Annotated in this window: 11 protein-coding genes and 1 pseudogene; 7 read left to right on the forward strand and 5 right to left on the reverse strand. The window is 52.5% G+C overall.

All coding sequences use genetic code 11. The features are described 5' to 3' along the window. Positions 1 to 165: 165 nt before the first annotated feature. Entirely contained in the window at positions 166 to 1,539 is a 1,374-nt protein-coding gene (aroP, locus tag F4V61_RS12000; RefSeq protein WP_012210531.1) for an aromatic amino acid transporter AroP, read from the reverse strand. 562 nt (positions 1,540 to 2,101) lie between these two features. Here aroP and pdhR point away from each other — a divergent pair. From pdhR to lpdA, 4 genes are all read left to right on the forward strand, one after another. Continuing rightward, positions 2,102 to 2,866 carry a pyruvate dehydrogenase complex transcriptional repressor PdhR gene (gene pdhR / locus F4V61_RS12005; protein WP_000331769.1) on the forward strand — a complete coding sequence of 255 codons (765 nt, stop codon included), beginning with the start codon at positions 2,102 to 2,104 and terminating at the stop codon, positions 2,864 to 2,866. Between the two features lie 159 nt (positions 2,867 to 3,025). Continuing rightward, positions 3,026 to 5,689, forward strand: a complete 2,664-nt coding sequence (gene aceE / locus F4V61_RS12010) for a pyruvate dehydrogenase (acetyl-transferring), homodimeric type (RefSeq protein WP_038396955.1) — start codon at positions 3,026 to 3,028, stop codon at positions 5,687 to 5,689. A gap of 14 nt (positions 5,690 to 5,703) precedes the next feature. Then, positions 5,704 to 7,584, forward strand: a complete 1,881-nt coding sequence (gene aceF, locus F4V61_RS12015) for a pyruvate dehydrogenase complex dihydrolipoyllysine-residue acetyltransferase (RefSeq protein WP_080160903.1) — start codon at positions 5,704 to 5,706, stop codon at positions 7,582 to 7,584. A 202-nt stretch (positions 7,585 to 7,786) separates the two neighbouring features. Continuing rightward, positions 7,787 to 9,211: a dihydrolipoyl dehydrogenase gene (lpdA, locus tag F4V61_RS12020; RefSeq protein WP_000102488.1), complete on the forward strand. Its 1,425-nt coding sequence runs from the start codon at positions 7,787 to 7,789 to the stop codon at positions 9,209 to 9,211. Between the two features lie 438 nt (positions 9,212 to 9,649). Here the strand turns inward: lpdA and F4V61_RS12025 are convergent. After that, positions 9,650 to 12,681: pseudogene (locus F4V61_RS12025) on the reverse strand (Tn3 family transposase). A 138-nt stretch (positions 12,682 to 12,819) separates the two neighbouring features. On the opposite strand from F4V61_RS12025, the gene F4V61_RS12030 reads away from it, so the two are divergent. Next, positions 12,820 to 13,377, forward strand: coding sequence for a recombinase family protein (locus F4V61_RS12030; RefSeq protein ID WP_079827769.1), 558 nt, complete (start codon positions 12,820 to 12,822; stop codon positions 13,375 to 13,377). Positions 13,378 to 13,520: 143 nt separating this feature from the next. After that, positions 13,521 to 13,943: a hypothetical protein gene (locus tag F4V61_RS12035; RefSeq protein ID WP_079781560.1), complete on the forward strand. Its 423-nt coding sequence runs from the start codon at positions 13,521 to 13,523 to the stop codon at positions 13,941 to 13,943. Here the strand turns inward: F4V61_RS12035 and F4V61_RS12040 are convergent. The 3 genes from F4V61_RS12040 to F4V61_RS12050 form a co-directional block, all read right to left on the reverse strand. Then, on the reverse strand, positions 13,940 to 16,321 hold the full coding sequence (locus F4V61_RS12040; protein WP_249041808.1) for a glycoside hydrolase family 19 protein: 2,382 nt from the start codon (positions 16,319 to 16,321) through the stop codon (positions 13,940 to 13,942). The two genes, F4V61_RS12035 and F4V61_RS12040, sit on opposite strands and share 4 nt — an antisense overlap. 67 nt (positions 16,322 to 16,388) lie before the next feature. Next, on the reverse strand, positions 16,389 to 17,162 hold the full coding sequence (locus F4V61_RS12045; protein ID WP_345941267.1) for a DUF2950 family protein: 774 nt from the start codon (positions 17,160 to 17,162) through the stop codon (positions 16,389 to 16,391). A 12-nt stretch (positions 17,163 to 17,174) separates the two neighbouring features. Continuing rightward, positions 17,175 to 18,755 (reverse strand): DUF3300 domain-containing protein, encoded by a 1,581-nt coding sequence (locus F4V61_RS12050; RefSeq protein ID WP_080161259.1) that lies wholly within the window; start codon positions 18,753 to 18,755, stop codon positions 17,175 to 17,177. A gap of 391 nt (positions 18,756 to 19,146) precedes the next feature. Between F4V61_RS12050 and acnB the strand changes: the two genes are divergently transcribed. Then, positions 19,147 to 21,744 (forward strand): bifunctional aconitate hydratase 2/2-methylisocitrate dehydratase, encoded by a 2,598-nt coding sequence (acnB, locus tag F4V61_RS12055; RefSeq protein WP_038396949.1) that lies wholly within the window; start codon positions 19,147 to 19,149, stop codon positions 21,742 to 21,744. Positions 21,745 to 21,837 lie beyond the last annotated feature (93 nt).

The raw sequence follows: 21,837 nt of genomic DNA on the forward strand, positions 1-21,837 counted from the left end.
CTCCTCATCAGATGATGGCGGTAATTATTCGCCTGCGAGCTTTTTTTTGCGTAGCAGGATCACGCCGCTGATATGGATGAAATGGTTATACGCGGGAAACTGTGAGGCAGATAACACCCTCCCCGGGCGGGGAGGGAAGGCATAATGCATACCGTCGGGCAATAATCAGTGAGCTTTTACCACTTTTGCCGTTTTTTCTTTACAGACGTAGCCGACGCCCAGAATGAGCAACCATACGGGAATCAACCACACAGAGATCGCCATACCTGGCGTCATCAGCATAATGAGCAATACCGCCGCCATAAACAGCAGGCAGAGAACATTGCCGAGCGGATAAAACAGGGCCGGGAAGCGGGTTTTCACACCCTGTTGCTGTTTCGCGCGACGGAACTTCATATGGGCAAGGCTAATCATCGCCCAGTTAATGACCAGCGCGGAGACCACCAGCGCCATTAACAGTCCGAACGCGGATTCCGGAGCCAGGTAGTTGATCAGGACGCATAGCGCGGTAACGATCGCCGACAGCAGTATGGTATTGACCGGCACGCCGCGTTTATCGACGGACAGCAGCGCTTTCGGCGCATTCCCCTGCTGGGCCAGACCGAACAGCATACGGCTGTTGCAGTAGACGCAGCTGTTATAAACCGATAGCGCGGCGGTGAGAACCACGATATTCAGCGCATTGGCAACAAACGTATCGCCCAGCTCATGGAAGATGAGGACAAACGGGCTGGTATCGGCGGTGACGCGTGCCCACGGCAGCAGCGAAAGCAGGACCGCCAGCGAGCCGATATAAAAAATCAGGATGCGATAGATAACCTGATTGGTGGCTTTAGGAATGCTCTGTTCCGGGTTATCGGCTTCAGCGGCGGTGATCCCCACCAGCTCCAGTCCGCCGAACGAAAACATAATAATGGCCATCATCATCACCAGCCCGGTCCAGCCATGCGGCAGAAAGCCGCCCTGTTCCCACAGATTGCGCACGGTCGCCTGCGGGCCAGCGGTATCGCTGAAGAGTAACCATGCGCCGAACAGAATCATGGCGATGACAGCGATCACTTTGATAATGGCGAACCAAAACTCCATCTCGCCGAATACTTTAACGTTGGTCAGGTTAATGGCGTTGATGACGACGAAGAAAAGCGCCGCCGAGGCCCAGGTGGGGATTTCCGGCCACCAGAACTGAATATATTTACCGACGGCGGTCAGTTCCGCCATCGCGACCAGCACATACAGTACCCAGTAGTTCCAGCCGGAAGCGAATCCGGCAAAGCCGCCCCAGTATTTATAGGCGAAGTGGCTAAAGGAACCGGCGACCGGTTCTTCAACGACCATCTCCCCCAACTGGCGCATAATCAGAAAGGCAATAAAGCCTGCAATCGCATAGCCCAGAATAATTCCCGGCCCCGCCGACTGGATAACGGAGGCGCTTCCCAAGAACAAGCCTGTTCCTATCGCGCCGCCCAACGCGATAAGCTGAATATGGCGGTTTTTCAGGCCGCGCTTGAGCTGCTCGCCGTGCTGCTGACTGTCCATCATAAAACCTCGTGTATGGTGCGCTGTTTATTCATAACGCGCTTATTTTGAACGATGCACTAGTGCGTGTGTAAGTTTGCAATTCCGCTTTTTGTATTTATTTATTTACAACACCTATTTATTAAATATCACAGCTACTCTTTTGTCTTTATCAGAATAATGGTATGTGGCTGCGAATGCACCTGCTTTGTGCAGGGGTGATGACGAATTGCGTAAAAAGGACGCACTTGTAAATACCTCCTTTTATTTTCCCTTACAGATGTTAATGCATTTATATTTCATAAAATTGAATATTAATGCACTACTTCTGATGTTGAATCGGTTCAGATGAGATTTTTTATCGTTTCAAATACGTTAAATCTACCTCCTGATGGGTAAATTTAACATTTGTGCATAGTTATAATTTTGAAACGTGATTTCTGTAATATTGTTAAAATGTGCCTCCTTTACTGATTTCAATCAAAACCTATATGGACAGAAGGTGAATACTTTGTTACTTTAGCGTCACAGACATGAAATTGGTAAGACCAATTGACTCCGGGCAAATGGCTTAAGACAGGGAATCATGGCCTACAGCAAAATTCGCCAACCAAAACTCTCCGATGTGATCGAGCAGCAACTGGAGTTTTTAATCCTTGAGGGGACATTACGCCCCGGAGAAAAACTCCCGCCGGAACGCGAACTGGCAAAACAGTTCGACGTCTCGCGTCCCTCCTTGCGTGAGGCGATTCAACGTCTCGAAGCTAAGGGATTGTTGCTTCGTCGTCAGGGCGGCGGAACCTTTGTGCAGAGCAGCCTGTGGCAGAGCTTTAGCGATCCGCTGGTAGAACTGCTCTCCGATCACCCTGAATCCCAGTTTGACCTGCTCGAAACGCGCCATGCGCTGGAAGGCATTGCGGCTTATTACGCGGCGCTGCGCAGCACCGACGAAGATAAAGACCGTATTCGCGAGTTGCACCATGCCATTGAGTTGGCGCAAGAGTCCGGCGATCTGGATGCCGAGTCCGACGCCGTGCTTCAGTATCAAATCGCCGTCACCGAAGCGGCGCACAACGTGGTATTGCTTCATCTGCTAAGGTGTATGGAGCCAATGCTGGCGCAAAACGTGCGGCAGAACTTCGAATTGCTGTATGCGCGTCGTGAAATGCTGCCGCTGGTGAGTACGCATCGTACCCGTATATTTGAAGCCATTATGGCCGGAAAACCAGAAGAAGCGCGTGAAGCTTCACATCGCCATCTGGCGTTTATCGAAGAGATTATGTTGGACAGAAGCCGTGAGGAGAGCCGTCGTGAACGCGCCTTACGCCGTCTGGAGCAACGCAAGAATTAGTTTTTTCTGGCAGAACGTTAGCCAGAAGATGTTGTTAAAAAAGCGCAAAAATGTGCGCGGCAACTAAACGCAGAACCTGTCTTATTAAGCTTTCTGGCGAAAGTTTAATGGGACAGGTTCCAGATAACTCAACGTATTAGATAGATAAGGAATACCCCCATGTCAGAACGTTTCCCAAATGACGTGGATCCGATCGAAACTCGCGACTGGCTACAGGCGATCGAATCGGTCATCCGTGAAGAAGGTGTTGAGCGCGCTCAGTATCTGATTGACCAACTGCTTTCTGAAGCTCGCAAAGGCGGCGTGAAAGTAGCGGCAGGTGCAGGGGCCAGCAATTACATTAACACTATTGCCGTTGAAGACGAACCGGAATACCCGGGCAATCTGGAGCTGGAACGTCGTATTCGTTCTGCTATCCGCTGGAACGCCATCATGACCGTGCTGCGCGCGTCTAAAAAAGATCTTGAGTTGGGCGGCCACATGGCTTCCTTCCAGTCTTCCGCCACGATCTATGATGTCTGTTTCAACCATTTCTTCCGTGCGCGCAACGAACAGGATGGCGGCGACCTGGTGTACTTCCAGGGCCACATCTCTCCGGGCGTATACGCTCGCGCGTTCCTGGAAGGCCGTCTGACTGAAGAGCAGATGGACAACTTCCGTCAGGAAGTTCACGGCAATGGCCTCTCTTCCTACCCACACCCGAAACTGATGCCGGAATTCTGGCAGTTCCCGACCGTCTCGATGGGGCTGGGTCCCATTGGTGCAATCTATCAGGCGAAGTTCCTGAAATATCTGGAACACCGCGGCCTGAAAGACACTTCTAAACAGACCGTTTACGCCTTCCTGGGCGACGGCGAGATGGACGAGCCGGAATCCAAAGGCGCTATCACCATCGCCACCCGTGAAAAACTGGACAACCTGGTCTTTGTCATCAACTGTAACCTGCAACGTCTTGACGGCCCGGTCACCGGTAACGGCAAAATTGTTAACGAACTGGAAGGCATCTTTGAAGGCGCTGGCTGGAACGTTATCAAGGTGATGTGGGGCGGCCGTTGGGATGAGCTGCTGCGCAAAGATACCAGCGGTAAGCTTATCCAACTGATGAACGAAACCGTTGATGGCGACTACCAGACCTTCAAATCCAAAGACGGCGCTTACGTGCGTGAGCACTTCTTCGGCAAATATCCGGAAACTGCCGCGCTGGTTGCCGACTGGACTGACGAGCAGATTTGGGCGCTGAACCGTGGTGGTCACGATCCGAAGAAAGTCTACGCGGCGCTGAAAAAAGCGCAGGAAACCAAAGGCAAAGCAACGGTAATCCTGGCCCATACCATTAAAGGTTACGGCATGGGTGACTCTGCCGAAGGGAAAAACATCGCCCACCAGGTGAAGAAAATGAACATGGATGGCGTGCGCTACGTCCGCGATCGTTTCAACGTGCCGGTTGCTGATGCTGATATCGAAAAACTGCCATACATTACCTTCCCGGAAGGTTCTGAAGAACATAAATACCTGCATGAACGCCGTCAGGCGCTGCACGGCTACCTGCCAAGCCGCCAGCCGAACTTCACGGAGAAGCTGGAACTGCCGACCCTCGAAGACTTCAGCGCGCTGCTGGAAGAGCAAAGCAAAGAGATCTCTACCACGATCGCGTTCGTGCGTGCTCTGAACGTGATGCTGAAGAACAAGTCGATCAAAGACAGGCTGGTGCCGATTATCGCCGATGAAGCGCGTACTTTCGGTATGGAAGGTCTGTTCCGTCAGATTGGTATCTACAGCCCGAACGGCCAGCAGTATACTCCGCAGGACCGTGAGCAGGTAGCGTACTACAAAGAAGACGAGAAAGGCCAGATTCTGCAGGAAGGGATCAACGAGCTGGGCGCAGGCGCATCCTGGCTGGCTGCGGCGACCTCTTACAGCACCAACAATCTGCCGATGATCCCGTTCTATATCTACTACTCCATGTTTGGGTTCCAGCGTATTGGCGACCTGTGCTGGGCTGCAGGCGACCAGCAGGCTCGCGGCTTCCTGATCGGCGGTACTTCTGGTCGTACGACCCTGAACGGCGAAGGTCTGCAGCACGAAGATGGCCATAGCCATATTCAGTCGCTGACTATCCCGAACTGTATCTCTTACGATCCGTCTTACGCGTATGAAGTTGCGGTCATCATGCATGATGGTCTGGAACGTATGTACGGTGAAAAACAAGAGAACGTTTACTACTACATCACCACGCTGAACGAAAACTACCACATGCCGGCGATGCCGGAAGGCGCTGAAGAAGGTATCCGTAAAGGTATCTACAAACTCGAAACCATTGAAGGTAGCAAAGGTAAAGTTCAGCTTTTAGGCTCCGGTTCTATCCTGCGTCACGTTCGTGAAGCGGCACAGATACTGGCGAAAGACTACGGCGTAGGCTCTGATGTCTACAGCGTGACCTCTTTCACCGAGCTGGCGCGAGATGGTCAGGATTGTGAACGCTGGAACATGCTGCATCCGCTGGAAACCCCGCGCGTACCGTACATCGCTCAGGTGATGAACGACGCGCCGGCGGTTGCTTCTACTGACTATATGAAACTGTTCGCCGAGCAGGTCCGTACTTACGTACCGGCTGACGACTATCGCGTATTGGGTACTGATGGCTTCGGTCGCTCCGACAGCCGTGAGAACCTGCGTCACCACTTTGAAGTTGATGCTTCTTATGTGGTTGTCGCAGCGCTGGGCGAACTGGCTAAACGTGGCGAAATCGACAAGAAAGTGGTAGCGGATGCGATTACCAAATTCAACATCGATGCAGATAAAGTTAACCCGCGTCTGGCATAAGAGGTAAAAGAATAATGGCTATCGAAATCAAAGTACCGGACATCGGGGCTGATGAAGTTGAAATCACCGAGATTCTGGTCAAAGTGGGCGACAAAGTTGAAGCTGAACAGTCGCTGATCACCGTAGAAGGCGACAAAGCCTCTATGGAAGTCCCGTCTCCGCAGGCTGGCGTCGTGAAAGAGATCAAGGTCTCTGTCGGCGACAAAACCGAGACTGGCAAACTGATTATGATTTTCGATTCCGCCGAAGGTGCAGCAACTGCTGCGCCTGCTCCGGCAGAAGAGAAGAAAGAAGCGGCTCCGGCGGCAGCACCTGCTGCGGCAGCGGCGAAAGAAGTACACGTACCGGATATCGGCGGCGACGAAGTCGAAGTGACCGAAGTGATGGTGAAAGTCGGCGATAAAGTGGAAGCTGAACAGTCGCTGATCACCGTAGAAGGTGATAAAGCCTCTATGGAAGTTCCGGCGCCGTTCGCGGGCACCGTGAAAGAGATCAAAATTAGCACCGGCGACAAAGTGTCTACCGGTTCGCTGATCATGGTCTTCGACGTTGCAGGTGAAGCGGGTGCAGCAGCACCGGCGAAAGCGGAAGCCGCTACGACGCCAGCAGCCACTGGCAAGAAAGACGTTAACGTACCGGATATCGGCGGCGACGAAGTTGAAGTTACCGAAGTGATGGTGAAAGTCGGCGATAAAGTGGAAGCTGAACAGTCGCTGATCACCGTAGAAGGCGACAAGGCTTCTATGGAAGTTCCGGCACCGTTCGCGGGCACCGTGAAAGAGATCAAAATCAGCATCGGCGACAAAGTGAAAACCGGTTCTCTGATTATGGTCTTCGAAGTGGAAGGCGCAGCGCCTGCTGCCGCTCCGGCTAAACAGGAAGCGGCTGCCCCCGCGCCAGCGGCAAAAGCTGAGAAACCTGCTGCGGCGCCGGCTGCCAAAGCGGAAGGCAAATCCGAATTTGCTGAGAACGACGCTTACGTTCACGCGACGCCGCTGATTCGCCGCCTGGCACGCGAATTCGGCGTGAACCTGGCGAAAGTGAAAGGCTCTGGCCGTAAAGGTCGTATCCTGCGCGAAGACGTTCAGGCTTACGTAAAAGAGGCTATCAAGCGTGCGGAAGCTGCACCGGCAGCAGCAGGCGGCGGTATTCCAGGCATGTTGCCGTGGCCGAAAGTGGACTTCAGTAAGTTTGGTGAAGTTGAAGAAGTGGAACTGGGCCGTATCCAGAAAATCTCTGGCGCGAACCTGAGCCGTAACTGGGTGATGATCCCGCACGTTACGCACTTCGACAAAACCGATATCACCGATCTGGAAGCGTTCCGTAAACAACAGAACGCCGAAGCTGAGAAGCGCAAACTGGATGTGAAATACACCCCGGTTGTCTTCATCATGAAAGCGGTTGCCGCTGCGCTTGAGCAGATGCCGCGCTTCAATAGCTCTTTGTCCGAAGATGGTCAGCGCCTGACGCTGAAGAAATACATCAACATCGGCGTGGCGGTTGATACGCCAAATGGTCTGGTGGTTCCAGTCTTTAAAGACGTGAATAAGAAGAGTGTGACTGAGCTGTCTCGCGAACTGACTACCATCTCCAAAAAAGCGCGTGATGGTAAGCTTACCGCTGGCGAAATGCAGGGCGGTTGCTTCACTATCTCCAGTATCGGCGGCCTGGGAACTACCCACTTCGCGCCGATTGTCAACGCGCCGGAAGTGGCTATCCTCGGCGTGTCCAAGTCGGCGATGGAACCGGTGTGGAATGGTAAAGAGTTTGTGCCGCGTCTGATGATGCCTATCTCTCTCTCCTTCGACCACCGTGTGATCGACGGTGCTGATGGTGCGCGTTTCATTACCATTATCAACAATATGCTGTCTGACATTCGCCGTCTGGTGATGTAAACAAAAAAGCCGGCCCGACGGCCGGTTTTTTGTCTTTTAATCTCATGTATTTTGTGAGGTTATTAGCGAAAGCGATAATTCGTGATCCGTTTATTGTTTAAAAATTGTTAACAATTTTGTAAGATACGAGCGGATAGAACGACCCGGTGGATGATGGGCGATCAAGTACCCCGGACCGCCGGATACAAATAAAGAGGTCATGATGAGTACTGAAATCAAAACTCAGGTCGTGGTACTTGGGGCGGGCCCGGCAGGCTACTCTGCCGCTTTCCGTTGCGCTGATTTAGGTCTGGAAACCGTAATCGTAGAGCGTTACAACACCCTCGGCGGGGTTTGTCTGAATGTCGGCTGTATCCCTTCTAAAGCTCTGCTGCACGTTGCAAAAGTTATCGAAGAAGCGAAAGCGTTGGCGGAGCACGGTATCGTCTTTGGCGAGCCGAAAACCGATATCGACAAGATTCGTACCTGGAAAGAGAAAGTGATCACTCAACTGACCGGCGGCCTGGCGGGTATGGCCAAAGGCCGTAAAGTGAAAGTGGTCAACGGTCTGGGTAAATTCACCGGGGCTAACACCCTGGAAGTGGAAGGTGAAAACGGCAAGACCGTGATCAACTTCGACAATGCGATCATCGCGGCGGGTTCTCGCCCGATCCAATTACCGTTTATTCCGCATGAAGACCCGCGCGTATGGGATTCCACTGACGCTCTGGAACTGAAAGAAGTGCCGAAGCGTATGCTGGTAATGGGCGGCGGTATCATTGGTCTGGAAATGGGCACCGTATACCACGCGCTGGGTTCAGAGATTGACGTGGTTGAAATGTTCGACCAGGTTATCCCGGCGGCTGATAAAGACATCGTTAAAGTTTTCACTAAGCGCATCGGTAAGAAATTCAACCTGATGCTGGAAACCAAAGTGACCGCCGTTGAAGCGAAAGAAGACGGTATCTACGTTTCGATGGAAGGCAAAAAAGCCCCGGCTGAAGCGCAGCGTTATGACGCGGTTCTGGTGGCGATTGGTCGTGTGCCGAACGGTAAAAACCTCGATGCGGGCAAAGCTGGCGTGGAAGTTGACGATCGTGGCTTTATCCGCGTTGACAAACAGTTGCGTACAAACGTGCCGCACATCTTCGCTATCGGTGATATCGTCGGTCAGCCGATGCTGGCGCATAAAGGCGTTCACGAAGGTCACGTTGCCGCTGAAGTTATCGCCGGTAAGAAACACTACTTCGATCCGAAGGTTATCCCGTCTATCGCTTACACCGAGCCAGAAGTGGCATGGGTTGGCCTGACCGAGAAAGAAGCGAAAGAGAAAGGCATTAGCTATGAAACCGCCACCTTCCCGTGGGCTGCTTCTGGCCGTGCTATCGCATCCGACTGCGCAGACGGTATGACTAAACTGATTTTCGACAAAGAATCTCACCGCGTGATCGGCGGGGCGATTGTCGGCACCAATGGCGGCGAGCTGCTGGGCGAGATCGGACTGGCGATCGAAATGGGCTGTGATGCGGAAGACATCGCGCTGACCATTCATGCGCACCCGACTTTGCATGAGTCCGTGGGCCTGGCGGCGGAAATCTTCGAAGGTAGCATTACTGACCTGCCGAACCCGAAAGCGAAGAAGAAATAATCTTCTGAGGGTGACAATACCGGGTTGCCTGTAAGCCGGATAAGAGGTCAGTCGCCATCCGGCAATGCGCCATCCAATACAGAACAAGCGGCTTTGCAGCCGCTTTTTTTATGTGTGATAAACCAGATGTGTCAAATAGATGGCGAAGGATAACGAAACCACAAAATTTATCTTTTCTGTCGACATACGCTTTCATGCCTCATGCCGCCAGCAGGGCGCTTGTCAGCAACTCTTACTCAACTAATTGTTTCATAAGACATACTCCTCCTTACTTTGTCATTACCCCGAAATTGGTAATGCCATAAAATAATAGTTAGGTAATTATTATTATGGTTGGTATATGAAGTTTTTTCTGACGACAGTAGTAGCGCTAACGGCGTCGTTAATCTCCGGCATGGCATTCGCGGGGTTTGAGGGCCAATGGAACGAAAACGTACGTTAAGGAGATAATTCATTGTTTAAATTAAAATTTAAAGTTCTTAGTTCACCGTTCATAATATTCTCCGATAGCGTGAACGTATAATGGCCCAGCATATTGATATGTCCGTGCATCAGCGGGGATAACCGGGCGATATCCTCTTCACCGGTTTCTTCTCCATTACTGCGCATCCAGCTCAGTGCTTCCTGCATATAAAGCGTGTTCCACAGCACCACTGCGTTAGTGACCAAGCCCAGAGCACCCAGTTGATCTTCCTGCCCTTCACGATAGCGCTTTCTGATCTCACCTCGCTGCCCGTAGCAAATTGCCCGCGCCACAGCATGGCGGCCTTTTCCCCGGTTGAGCTGCGTCAGGATCCGCCTGCGATAATCTTCATCATCAATATAATTAAGAAGGTACAGCGTCTTGTTGACGCGTCCCACTTCCATGATCGCCTGTGCCAGCCCTGATGGGCGCGAGCTTTTCAGCAAAGAGCGAATGAGCTCTGAAGCATGAATGGTGCCCAGCTTGAGCGAACCGGCAGTTCGCATCATCTCATCCCACTGATTCTCCGCCTTCGACAGATCTGCACATCCCCGCGCCAGCTCATCCAGTGCACCGTAATTTGCCGATTTATCCACCCGCCAGAATACCGCTTCGCCGGCATCGGCAAGCCGGGGGAAAACTGGTATCCCAGCAGCCAGAAGAGGCCAAAAATAATGTCGCTGGTACCGGCTGTGTCTGTCATGATCTCAACCGGATTCAGCCCTGTCTGCTGCTCCAGAAGACCTTCCAGCACAAAAATGGAATCCCGCAATGTGCCGGGCACCACAATGCCGTGAAATCCAGAGTACTGATCTGAGACAAAGTTGTACCAGGTGATACCAGGTCCGGAACCAAAATATTTTCTGTTAGGACCGGAATTGACGCTTTTCACCGGCGTGACAAAGCGCATGCCATCGGCTGACGCCACTTCGCCACCGCCCCAGCGACCGGCAAGCTCCAGCGTGGACTGAAAATCAACCAGGCGGGCATTGGCGCTGATCAGCGTTTCTGCACGGAGGTAATTTTGTTTCACCCAACTGAGCCGGTGGCGGGTCAGTGCCGGTATATTGTGCTTTATTAGCGGTTCCAGTCCGATATTGCAGGCTTCAGCCATCAGAACCGCACACAGGCTGACGTGCAGATCCTGCGCCCGTGCTCCGGACTCACTGACATGCATAAATTCCCGTGTAAATCCTGTTCTGGCGTCTATTTCAAGCAGTAATTCCGTCAAATCAACAGGAGGAAGCAACTGTCTTACCCGACTGTTGAGACAAAGCAACGAAGGTGGCTCCTCCAGTCTCTCCAGGCTGCTGATGGTCAGGGAAGGATATTTACCATCATTGCAGACATGGACTTCCGCATTCCCTTCAAATCGGGATGCGACAGCTTTCCAGGTCTCATCCAGTTGAATGGCCAGTTGTTGCACGCCTTTATGTCCATCGGTGGGATGTCCCAGTGCACGACAGACGGGAATACGCTGAGCCTGCGACTCTTCACCCTGCAACAGCTTCTCGCGGGGATCTCACCAGCGATCGCTGTTTTCGAGCCAGATGTCCCGTCGGCGCAGTGCATCCTGAAGGCGCTCCAGCAGACACAGTGAATAACCGGCGCGTTGTATCCGGCCCTCGGCATCGTATACGAGGCGCTTCCAGGGGCCAGTGATGATATGTTCAGGCGCATCATCGAGGATGCGCTTTTTCGAGCCGTTCAGTTCGACCAGATAATGAATCGCGGTCAGCGTATGTTCTCCTGCTGGCGCAGCACGGAAATGCAGGTCTCGCAATACCGCCGGAAGGAAACGCTTAACCCGGCCGTACTGCTCAACCATTTCGTCATGGAAATTATTGTTCTGAGGGCGGGCAAGCTCATTAACCTTGCTGACGGATTCTGCCAGTCTGTTCTTCGGTATGCAGCTGAATATGGCCTGTCTCAGTTCAGCATCATCAGCCAGATCATCCAGCAACAGTGTACAGGCCCGAGCCAGCAGTAGCGCAGCGCGGTCAAGATCTTTCAGCGTCCTGAGCCGTTTTTTCTGCCCGGTTTTCTTCGCCTCGCGGGTAATGTCCAGGATCAGCATATCGAGCACGTCAACGGCCTCATCCAGCGCTGTTATTTCCTGCGCTTTAACGAATGCGGTGAGTATGGCCAGTTTTCTTTGCTCTGGCATGCGTGCGATATATTTTACCGATGCCATACCTGCGTAACGCGCCAGATTACGCAGCTGTATAGCGGGCAGGCCGGTAAAGTTCAGCCGGGAAAACTCAAGGTTTCGCAGCCGGATATACCGCTCCAGCGCTTCGGTAAATGCCGGACCGCTGACGGTGACTGGTCCCTTTTTCAGTTGCTCCAGCGGTGAAATTCGCTCCCCCTCAGGAATGTCCAGCAGCTCCGTCACGCGGGCAGTCTGCCAGCTGTCCGGCAACGCGGCCAGTTTTTTCCACAGCCGCTGATTTGCCCGTTCGCGTATTTCACTGACGAGACGTACAAGTGTGGTTGCTCCGGGCAGCAGGACCTTATTCTGAAGCAGCCACGCGGTGGCAAAATCAAACATCAGACCGGGTCGCTCAATTACTGAGCCATGCCCGGGTGTACAGCAGGCGCTTCAGACGGAAAGACCATGGAAAATCGCCAAATTCATGGTAACTGTAATTTTCCTTAATCAGCGCAGTATGTTCTCTGAGGGTGGTACCCCGTTCTGCGTAGCGGGAGAGGACTTCCGGACGGCGGATATTAAGCTGCACCGCTACAAATTTTGAACACCCGGCAGAACCCGGGTTAAATCCGTCAGAAAGGTGCCCAGAAAACGGGCGCTGGTAAGCTGAAGCGCTATTCCCAGTCGGTTATGCCTTCCCCGCCGCTGGTTAATGAAAGCAAGATCCCGTTCATCAAGATGAAAATAGCGCGCCAACTGCACGTCATTAGGTTCTGCAACGTAGCGACCATAATTCAGTTCCTGCTCAGTGGTCAGAAAACGACGGGCATATCGGACTCCCTGCCTAACGGGTATATGTTAACAATTTTGTAACCGTCCGAAATATTATAAATTATCAGACACATAAAAACTGCAACGTTTATATGTCTATTAAATCGATTTTTTGTTATAACAGACATCAATTGTCCGATATTTGATTTAGGATACATTTTTATGCGTCTTTTTGGTTACGCACGGGTCTCAACCAGTCAGCAGTCTCTCGATATTCAGGTTAAAGCTCTCAAAGATGCAGGGGTAAAAGCTAACCGCATCTTTACCGACAAGGCATCCGGTAGTTCAACCGATCGGGAAGGACTGGATCTGCTACGCATGAAGGTGGAGGAAGGCGACGTGATTCTTGTAAAGAAGCTTGATCGGCTTGGCCGTGACACCGCCGATATGATCCAGCTGATAAAAGAGTTTGATGCTCAGGGGGTAGCCGTAAGGTTCATTGATGACGGGATTAGCACCGACGGAGAAATGGGTAAAATGGTGGTCACCATCCTGTCAGCCGTTGCTCAAGCCGAGCGCCGGAGAATACTGGAGCGTACCAATGAAGGCCGACAGGAAGCGAAGCTGAAAGGTGTCCGGTTTGGGCGCAGGCGAATCATCGATCGTAACGTCTTACTTGTGCTTAATCGGGAAGGTATTGGGGCAACAGAAATTTCCCGGCGACTCAATATTGCTCGCTCAACAGTGTATAAAATACTCGAAGATGAAAGGGGCTTGTGATGCAACATTTTGACATCACTCACTTTGGCGTTACCACTATATTTTTATTTCATATGCGATTAAAATTATTTGAGAAAAAAGCATTTAATCGCAAGCGAAAATATCGATGGTTGATACTGTAACAATACAACGGAGTGTTCTTAATGTTTCCTAAAAAATTAGCATGCATCTTTCTGGCATTATTAATGCCATTTGTTCAGGCAAGCGCAAATGATTTAATATTCAAATGTGATGTTAAAAATCACAAGCAAATAAGTTTGCATACGAAATCTGGCGATGTCATATATTCTTTTGGTAGAATTGGGGAAAAGCCTGAATTTGAGTTATCCAGAAAAAAACAACAAATCGAAACGAATTTCGAAAATTTATCAGGAAGGTATGCAACTAATTCTATAATAATAAGGAATGGTAATTACAGCTACAGATTAACCACAAGTATAGACAGAATTGCAGATATTCAGGAACCATCGACGTCATTGACGGTGATGAAGAATGATAAAGACCTCACTACTCTTCAATGTATTAAAGGCAGTGAAGTCGGTGCACTTATAGCTATTGATGATTAATCAAATACGTCCTGGAAGATTTCTTTATGTAATAAATCTTCCAGATTATCATATCTTACTTTCTTGTTGTCCATAGATAGGCCGCTATTTATTATGTTAGTAACAGCGACTGATGCTTCCAGAGAATATCCTTTATCAGCCTGAACATACATATTTTTATCATCCCAGAAAAACAAAGCAGATCTGACGGCATATTTAATGTTATCAGAGACTAAATCTGGTTGCTCCTCAAAGTTGATAGTCTCCCCCCATGTTAACGAACTGTATTCGGTAAATTTTCTGTAGTTATCTCGTCCGGTTAATTGTTTCATTCCTCGGCCTATGTAGCGCCATCCATCCCCAGGACGGTGATTCCCATTTCGTGTGCCATATGCTTTATTTGCAATATTTTCTTGATTTGCGGGGTGAGAGGCTGTTCGACCATCGAGTTCTTGCTCTTCCGGATGGCGGCGATAATATGAGAAATAAACTGGAAGTGCTGTTGGTGCATAATTTAAGTTTTCAGTAATTGAAAAATTACCCCCGGTTTCCTGATAAACCTGAGCCATAAAGTGATACAGCCTGACTTCTGTATTAAGGTGACAACGTTCCAGATTATCGTTTAGCTCATCCGCCACCTGCTGGAGAACCTCGTCGCTGACCTTGCGGCTATTTGTCCATATCTTCCGCAACATTGGCAGCGTGATTTTGCCACCTCCGGGCTTAAGCATCTCCAGAAACTCAAGCGGATGAAAATGCCATACTGAGCGCTGACTGGCGAACGGCGGCACCTTATCCATCCAGCGCGTCGCATCCAGAAATCCCCCGTTGGCCATCTTCACAACAGGGCTTTCATCCCTGACCGTAAATATCGATGACCAGCGTGTATCATCGCGTGTACTGTGCCAGTCGCTGTCATGCTTCACTATCAGCCGCCGCGCATATTCCGGGATGTTCATCTGATTGGTATGCAGTGCGCCGAACAGCAGTTCGTCCTGGGATTTATCGGGATACGGGTCGGGCGGTCTTCTGTTTTCAGCGTTGTGGATCAGGCTGTCATAAAACATTTTTGCCTGTGCCGATGCGGGTCCTTTTTCGCTGTCAAAGTGCGAGCTGATGCTTTTCAGGGCATCAATAACCCAGCGTTCATCCAGCGTGCGGGTAAAATCGGTTGTGTGTTCAGCTTCAATACAGTCAAAGTCCAGTCCGGCTAAATCATGCTGACTGAGCTGCTCCACATCGTCCTGGTGCATCCACGTATGTGGGCGGATTTGAAAGTATGTTACGCCGTTTTTATCCGTAAACGGGTATGTGGCATCACGCGGAATAATTTTTCCAGCATCGGCACGGGTAATGGCGCTCATCTGCTCAAAGGTACTTTCCTCGTCCTCCCCGTATCGCAGGTACAGTGGCCGTTTCAGCTTCAGCTTAATGAACTGTTTGCCAGTTTTGATAGCCTTCGCGTTTGCCACGAAATCAGGCACATGTTCATCTGGGCTCAGCAGCTCGATATGGGCTTTATAGTCCGTGGTAATAATCTGCGGATAATTATCTTCGTCGGCCAGATCCTGAGCGCCGAGGAACCCGACCGGATCCCCTGCTTTCACCGTCACTTTCAGCGGGGCGGACGGCACTACCACATCATCAAACACGCCGTGATTCAGTGCGCTGTGCATCCAGTCAGGCAGGTACACGTAACATTCGCCATCTGGCTCCAGATATTCCGGGCGCATCGAGACCCAGAACAGATCGCCTGCGGGGTTACCGTCCTGAAGACACTGCACCAGGGTGAACGGCTCCGGCCGTTGTTCCAGCAGAAACGATTTTTGTTGCAGCACGGTCAGCGTTTCCCCCTGCATCAGCGTTCTGGCGTGGCCGTGTTTATTTGCCAGCACGTCCGGCACGATTTCACGGCTGTCATCGTGGCGGGAGTGTTTGCGCATCCGCACCCCGTGACCTTTCTGCGTGACCCGGTAAAGCGGGCGTTTCGGGAATTCTGATAGTGGCGCGATGTGCATGTAAAGCTGGTACAGCGTCAGCCAGGAGGATTCATCCTGTTCGTCGGGTTTGTACACCGATTTGACCAGCACAAAGGTGCCGGACTGGCGCAGGGGGCGTTCCTGGTAACACTCGATAGCCGCGTAATCGCGGTTAACCCGCCATGCCACCACCTCGCCGTCCATCATGAACTGGAGCGGCACGGATTTTTCCGGCGTGTCCTGATTCAGCACCGAGGCCGGAGACGATGACGTCCCGATGTGGATCCCCCCGTGCCAGTAATGACTAATGCCAAGTAACCACCAACCGTGCGCGTTTTTGCGGATGTCGGTCAGCAGCTCGTCATAGTTCTTATAGTCCCGTCCGTCGGCTTTCCGTACCGGATAACGAATGTTTATCATCTTTCTTTAAGTGAAATCCCTCAAAACCATAATCATCGTAGGGAGTTAAGACGAAGGGGAGTAAAATTTATGCAGATTTTATTACTGAGGTATTTACCAAAGTAGACTTCCCAACGCCGTTGGGCTGCTTCGATTTTACTATTAGTGCAAGTTTTCGAACGGCTGAGTACGGATTCTTTATAAAACAATATGTTATCTTCTTAGCGTACGTTTTCGTTCCATTGGCCCTCAAACTCCTAATAATGCGGAAATGGTAGCCGTGATAACCCTCGTCTGGCGCTGCGGGGCTAAAGTTTGGACCTAACGGACTGGGGGCCTCGCCTGCTTTCATCGGCCAGTACAGGCCATCTTTTTTACCTTCGCTACTGATTATCCTGTGCGCCCAACGGTGATTTTGCAGGTAATAGTCCTGTTGCGCATCAACGTAAGTGTGCATGGCCTGTAAGGTAGAAAGTTCATTTCGCCCAATAGCGCGGGTGAGGATCTCATCCTGGGCTGCCGCCATATCAAAGCGCCAGCCGCCAGCCTCTTTCACCATCGGTACCGGGAGCTGCCAGTCTTCTCGTCCGACATTCAGGTGCGCCGTATTATCTTTTTGTACAATGCGGTGACCTTCGCGCCAGTCACGATTGAAGCGGGCCACGGCCTCTGGATCGGCGCCTTCTGGCGGCAGAAATTGCCGCCAGTCATCGCCCAGTAGCGCGGTAAGCTGTGTTTCGTTCTTTCCGGCTACCGCCGCGGCGAAGGCGCTGGCGGCCGCTTCCGGGGAGGGGAACCGTTCCTGCGCGTAGCCCAGCAAGGGGAGCGACAGTAACAGAGCGCTTAACATAACCTTTTTCATTATCTGCTCCGGTTAACGGCGATGAAATTCATGGTGTTCAGAAAAATGTTCCCGCACGGCGGCGCGTTGCTCGGTGTTTAAGTGACTGCCGCGACGGCTTTCCTGGCCGCGTAACTGTTGCGATTGCCAGGACGGCGATCGACTGTCGTTCCCGCTAAACACATTGGCGTGCATATGCTGGCGAAATGCCTGACGCTGTTGCGGCGTAGAGGACGCGATCCGCTGATGCGCCGCGTTACGCTGTTGCTGCGATAAGGGGGGCTGCTGTGTCTGGGATTTCAGCGTCGCGCTATGGTGCTGTGCCGTCTGCCTCCGCGCGCTGTCATGCTGATTGTCATAACCGCGATAATTATTACGCCGGGCTATCTCATTTAACTGTTGAGAGGCTGCCTTACGCTGAGCATCGCGAGCGCTTGCCGCTGGCAGCGAGGCGTCCGCTGTATGGCTGCGCTGTTGGAATTGCGCCATAGCCGTCTGGCGCTGGTTATCGCGAGATACCGGCGCTTGCCCGCCGATAACGCTGGTGGGATGGAATCGCTGCGCGACGGTACTATTGGGATAGGGTACGGCGTTGCGCCAGCCGGGATTATGCTGCCAACCCATCGTTTGGCCGGGCAGGTTTTGCCCAGATATCCGGTTGAAATTATTGACATTAATGTTGATATTGTCGCCATTGTGTTGATAACCGTTACCGCCATGCCGGTAATCATCGTCATGATGATAGTCGTCGTCATGGTGGTGATGGTCGTCGTCGTCCCAGTCTATGCTGCTGAACAAGGCATAGGTGGTGGCGACGCCCAGACTATAACCAAAACCTTTAACAAAACTATCGGCAAACTGCTGCCCCGGAGGGGGCGGTAAATACACCGGCGGATAAGCGGTATTGGGCCAGGCGCCATACACCGTCGCGGGATTATAGTTCGGCACGTACACCACCTGCGGATTTGCGGGTTCAATTTTGATGACGGTCGAAGATGCCGCTGGCGTACTGGCGGATGTGGTGGTTGTCGTTGTGACGGCGGTAGAAGCGCTGGACTTCGGCACGCTGGTGACGGTTTGCTGCGGCGTCGATTTTAGCGAACCGGTTTGTTGAGCCAGCAGACGCAGCCTTTGCACCGCATCCATTACATCCTGCGGCTGGGCTAAGAACGCATCGCCCAGGTTTTGCACCCATTGCGGATTCTCGCCCATAAGCGCCATCAACTGGGGAAAGGCGACCAGCGATTTTACGCTGGGGTCCCAGGGTTGGCTGGCCACCGCCTGAATAGCGGCATCGCCCTGCAGTGTGGGGTTATCTCGCGACCACTGAACGGCCTGAACCACGTTCGCCGGGTAGGTGGAGGCCATGAGCACCTGCGAAAGCAGGGAATCGGGATAAAGCGCGACAGGCGCGACCCATTGATCGATTTGCGCAGTGGTAAAGGTCGTTTTCGCGACAGGCGCGGGGACGGATGCCTGCATTTTTTCAGGGGCGGGAACCGTCGCCTGCGCGGGCGCTTCGGGGGCGCGGCTTTTAACATACAGTACGCCCGAAGCGGCAAATAACCCGGCACTGCACACAAGGGCAATGAGGGGTTTAAAGGGCAACGTCATTTTATCTCTCCCGATTCCAGGGAATCGCTATGGTCATTATGCCTGCCGCTGATGGGGTGCAGTGTTGCGTGAGTATAAAGGGACGATAGTTTAATTTTTAGCTAATGTTGGGATCGGTAACGCGATGTGATGATCAAAGCACGAAATGAGATAAGCATTTACAGTAGCCGCTACCGCCTCAGCGGAGCATTAGACTATCCTTAACGATTCAGCCACTTTTTTATGTTGCTTTTTTGTAAACAGATTAACACCCTACTAAAATCCTGCTATTCTGCCCGTTGCGGTACCCGGGCATTTACCCTACTAACTGCTGTCTCACAGGAGCGTGAAGAGAATCGCCCATACACAAAGCATATGCCGCACTATGACAATGAGAGCGAGGAGAACCGTCGTGCTAGAAGAATACCGTAAGCACGTAGCTGAACGTGCCGCCGAGGGGATTGTGCCCAAACCTTTAGATGCAACCCAAATGGCCGCGCTTGTCGAGCTGCTGAAAAACCCGCCCGCGGGCGAAGAAGAGTTCCTGTTAGACCTGTTAACCCACCGTGTTCCCCCTGGCGTCGATGAAGCCGCCTATGTTAAAGCTGGCTTCCTTGCCGCCGTCGCGAAAGGCGAAACGACGTCTCCGTTAATCGCCCCTGAGAAAGCCATCGAACTGCTCGGCACCATGCAGGGCGGTTACAACATTCACCCGCTCATTGATGCGCTGGATGACGCTAAACTGGCGCCAATCGCAGCGAAAGCGTTGTCTCACACCCTGCTGATGTTCGATAATTTCTACGATGTCGAAGAAAAAGCCAAAGCGGGCAACGGTTATGCGCAGCAGGTGATGCAATCCTGGGCCGATGCCGAATGGTTCCTGAGCCGTCCGCCGTTGGCGGAAAAAATAACTGTCACCGTTTTCAAAGTGACCGGCGAAACGAATACCGACGATCTCTCTCCGGCGCCGGATGCGTGGTCGAGACCGGATATCCCGTTACATGCGCAGGCGATGTTGAAAAACGCCCGTGAAGGCATTGATCCGGATCAGCCAGGCATTGTCGGCCCCATCAAACAGATTGAGGCATTAGCGAAAAAAGGCTTCCCGCTGGCTTACGTTGGCGATGTGGTGGGTACCGGTTCTTCCCGTAAATCCGCGACCAACTCCGTGCTGTGGTTTATGGGCGACGATATTCCGTTTGTGCCGAACAAGCGCGGCGGCGGTCTGTGCCTTGGCGGCAAAATCGCGCCTATCTTCTTTAACACTATGGAAGATGCGGGCGCGCTGCCAATCGAAGTGGATGTGTCTAACCTGAACATGGGCGATGTGATTGACGTCTACCCGTACAAAGGCGAAGTGCGCAACCATGAAACCGATGAACTGCTGGCAACCTTCGAACTGAAAACCGACGTGCTGATCGACGAAGTGCGTGCCGGTGGTCGTATTCCGCTGATTATCGGCCGTGGCCTGACCACCAAAGCGCGTGAAGCGCTGGGGCTGCCGCACTCAGACGTTTTCCGTCAGGCAAAAGACGTGGCGGAAAGCAGCCGTGGCTTCTCGCTGGCGCAGAAAATGGTCGGTCGCGCCTGCGGCGTGAAAGGTATCCGTCCGGGCGCGTACTGCGAACCGAAGATGACCTCCGTCGGTTCTCAGGATACGACCGGCCCGATGACCCGCGATGAGCTGAAAGACCTGGCCTGTCTGGGATTCTCCGCCGATCTGGTCATGCAGTCGTTCTGTCACACCGCAGCCTATCCTAAGCCGGTTGACGTCACCACGCACCATACCTTACCGGATTTCATTATGAACCGCGGCGGCGTGTCGCTGCGCCCGGGCGACGGCGTGATCCACTCCTGGCTGAACCGTATGCTGCTGCCGGATACCGTGGGCACTGGCGGCGATTCCCACACCCGTTTCCCGATCGGCATCTCCTTCCCGGCGGGATCGGGTCTGGTGGCGTTTGCCGCCGCGACTGGCGTTATGCCGCTGGATATGCCGGAATCGGTACTGGTACGCTTTAAAGGCAAAATGCAGCCGGGTATTACCCTGCGCGATCTAGTCCACGCCATTCCGCTGTACGCCATCAAACAGGGACTGCTGACCGTTGAGAAGAAAGGCAAGAAAAACATCTTCTCTGGCCGCATTCTGGAAATTGAAGGTCTGCCGGATCTGAAAGTCGAGCAGGCGTTTGAGCTGACCGATGCTTCTGCCGAGCGTTCCGCTGCCGGTTGTACTATCAAGCTGAACAAAGAGCCTATCATCGAATACCTGACCTCCAACATCGTCCTGCTGAAATGGATGATTGCGGAAGGTTATGGCGATCGCCGCACGCTGGAGCGCCGTATTCAGGGCATGGAAAAATGGTTGGCGGACCCACAACTGCTGGAAGCCGACGCTGACGCGGAATACGCAGCAGTGATCGACATCGATCTGGCTGACATTAAAGAGCCTATTCTGTGTGCGCCGAACGATCCGGACGATGCGCGTTTGCTGTCTGACGTACAGGGCGAGAAGATCGACGAAGTATTCATCGGTTCCTGCATGACCAACATCGGTCACTTCCGCGCGGCCGGTAAGCTGCTGGATAACCACAAGGGCCAGTTGCCGACCCGCCTGTGGGTAGCGCCGCCAACCCGTATGGACGCCGCGCAGCTAACGGAAGAAGGCTACTACAGCGTGTTTGGTAAGAGTGGCGCGCGTATCGAAATTCCGGGATGTTCCCTGTGTATGGGCAATCAGGCGCGTGTGGCTGATGGGGCTACGGTCGTCTCTACCTCAACCCGTAATTTCCCGAACCGTTTAGGTACCGGTGCGAATGTCTTCCTGGCTTCTGCGGAGCTGGCGGCGGTGGCGGCGCTTATTGGTAAGTTACCGACGCCGGAAGAGTACCAAACCTTTGTGGCGCAGGTGGATAAAACCGCTGTGGATACCTACCGTTATCTGAATTTCGATCAGCTTTCCCAGTATACCGAGAAAGCCGACGGGGTGATTTTCCAGACTGCGGTGTAATTTGACCGCTGGCAGCTACGCTTACCGGGCCTACAAAACCCATCGCAACTGCGGTGGGTTTTTTTATTTTCATTCCGCCTGCTGCTCCTGCTT

Origin of the sequence: Salmonella enterica subsp. arizonae (assembly GCF_008692845.1) — a bacterium.
Taxonomy (GTDB): Bacteria; Pseudomonadota; Gammaproteobacteria; order Enterobacterales; family Enterobacteriaceae; genus Salmonella; species Salmonella arizonae.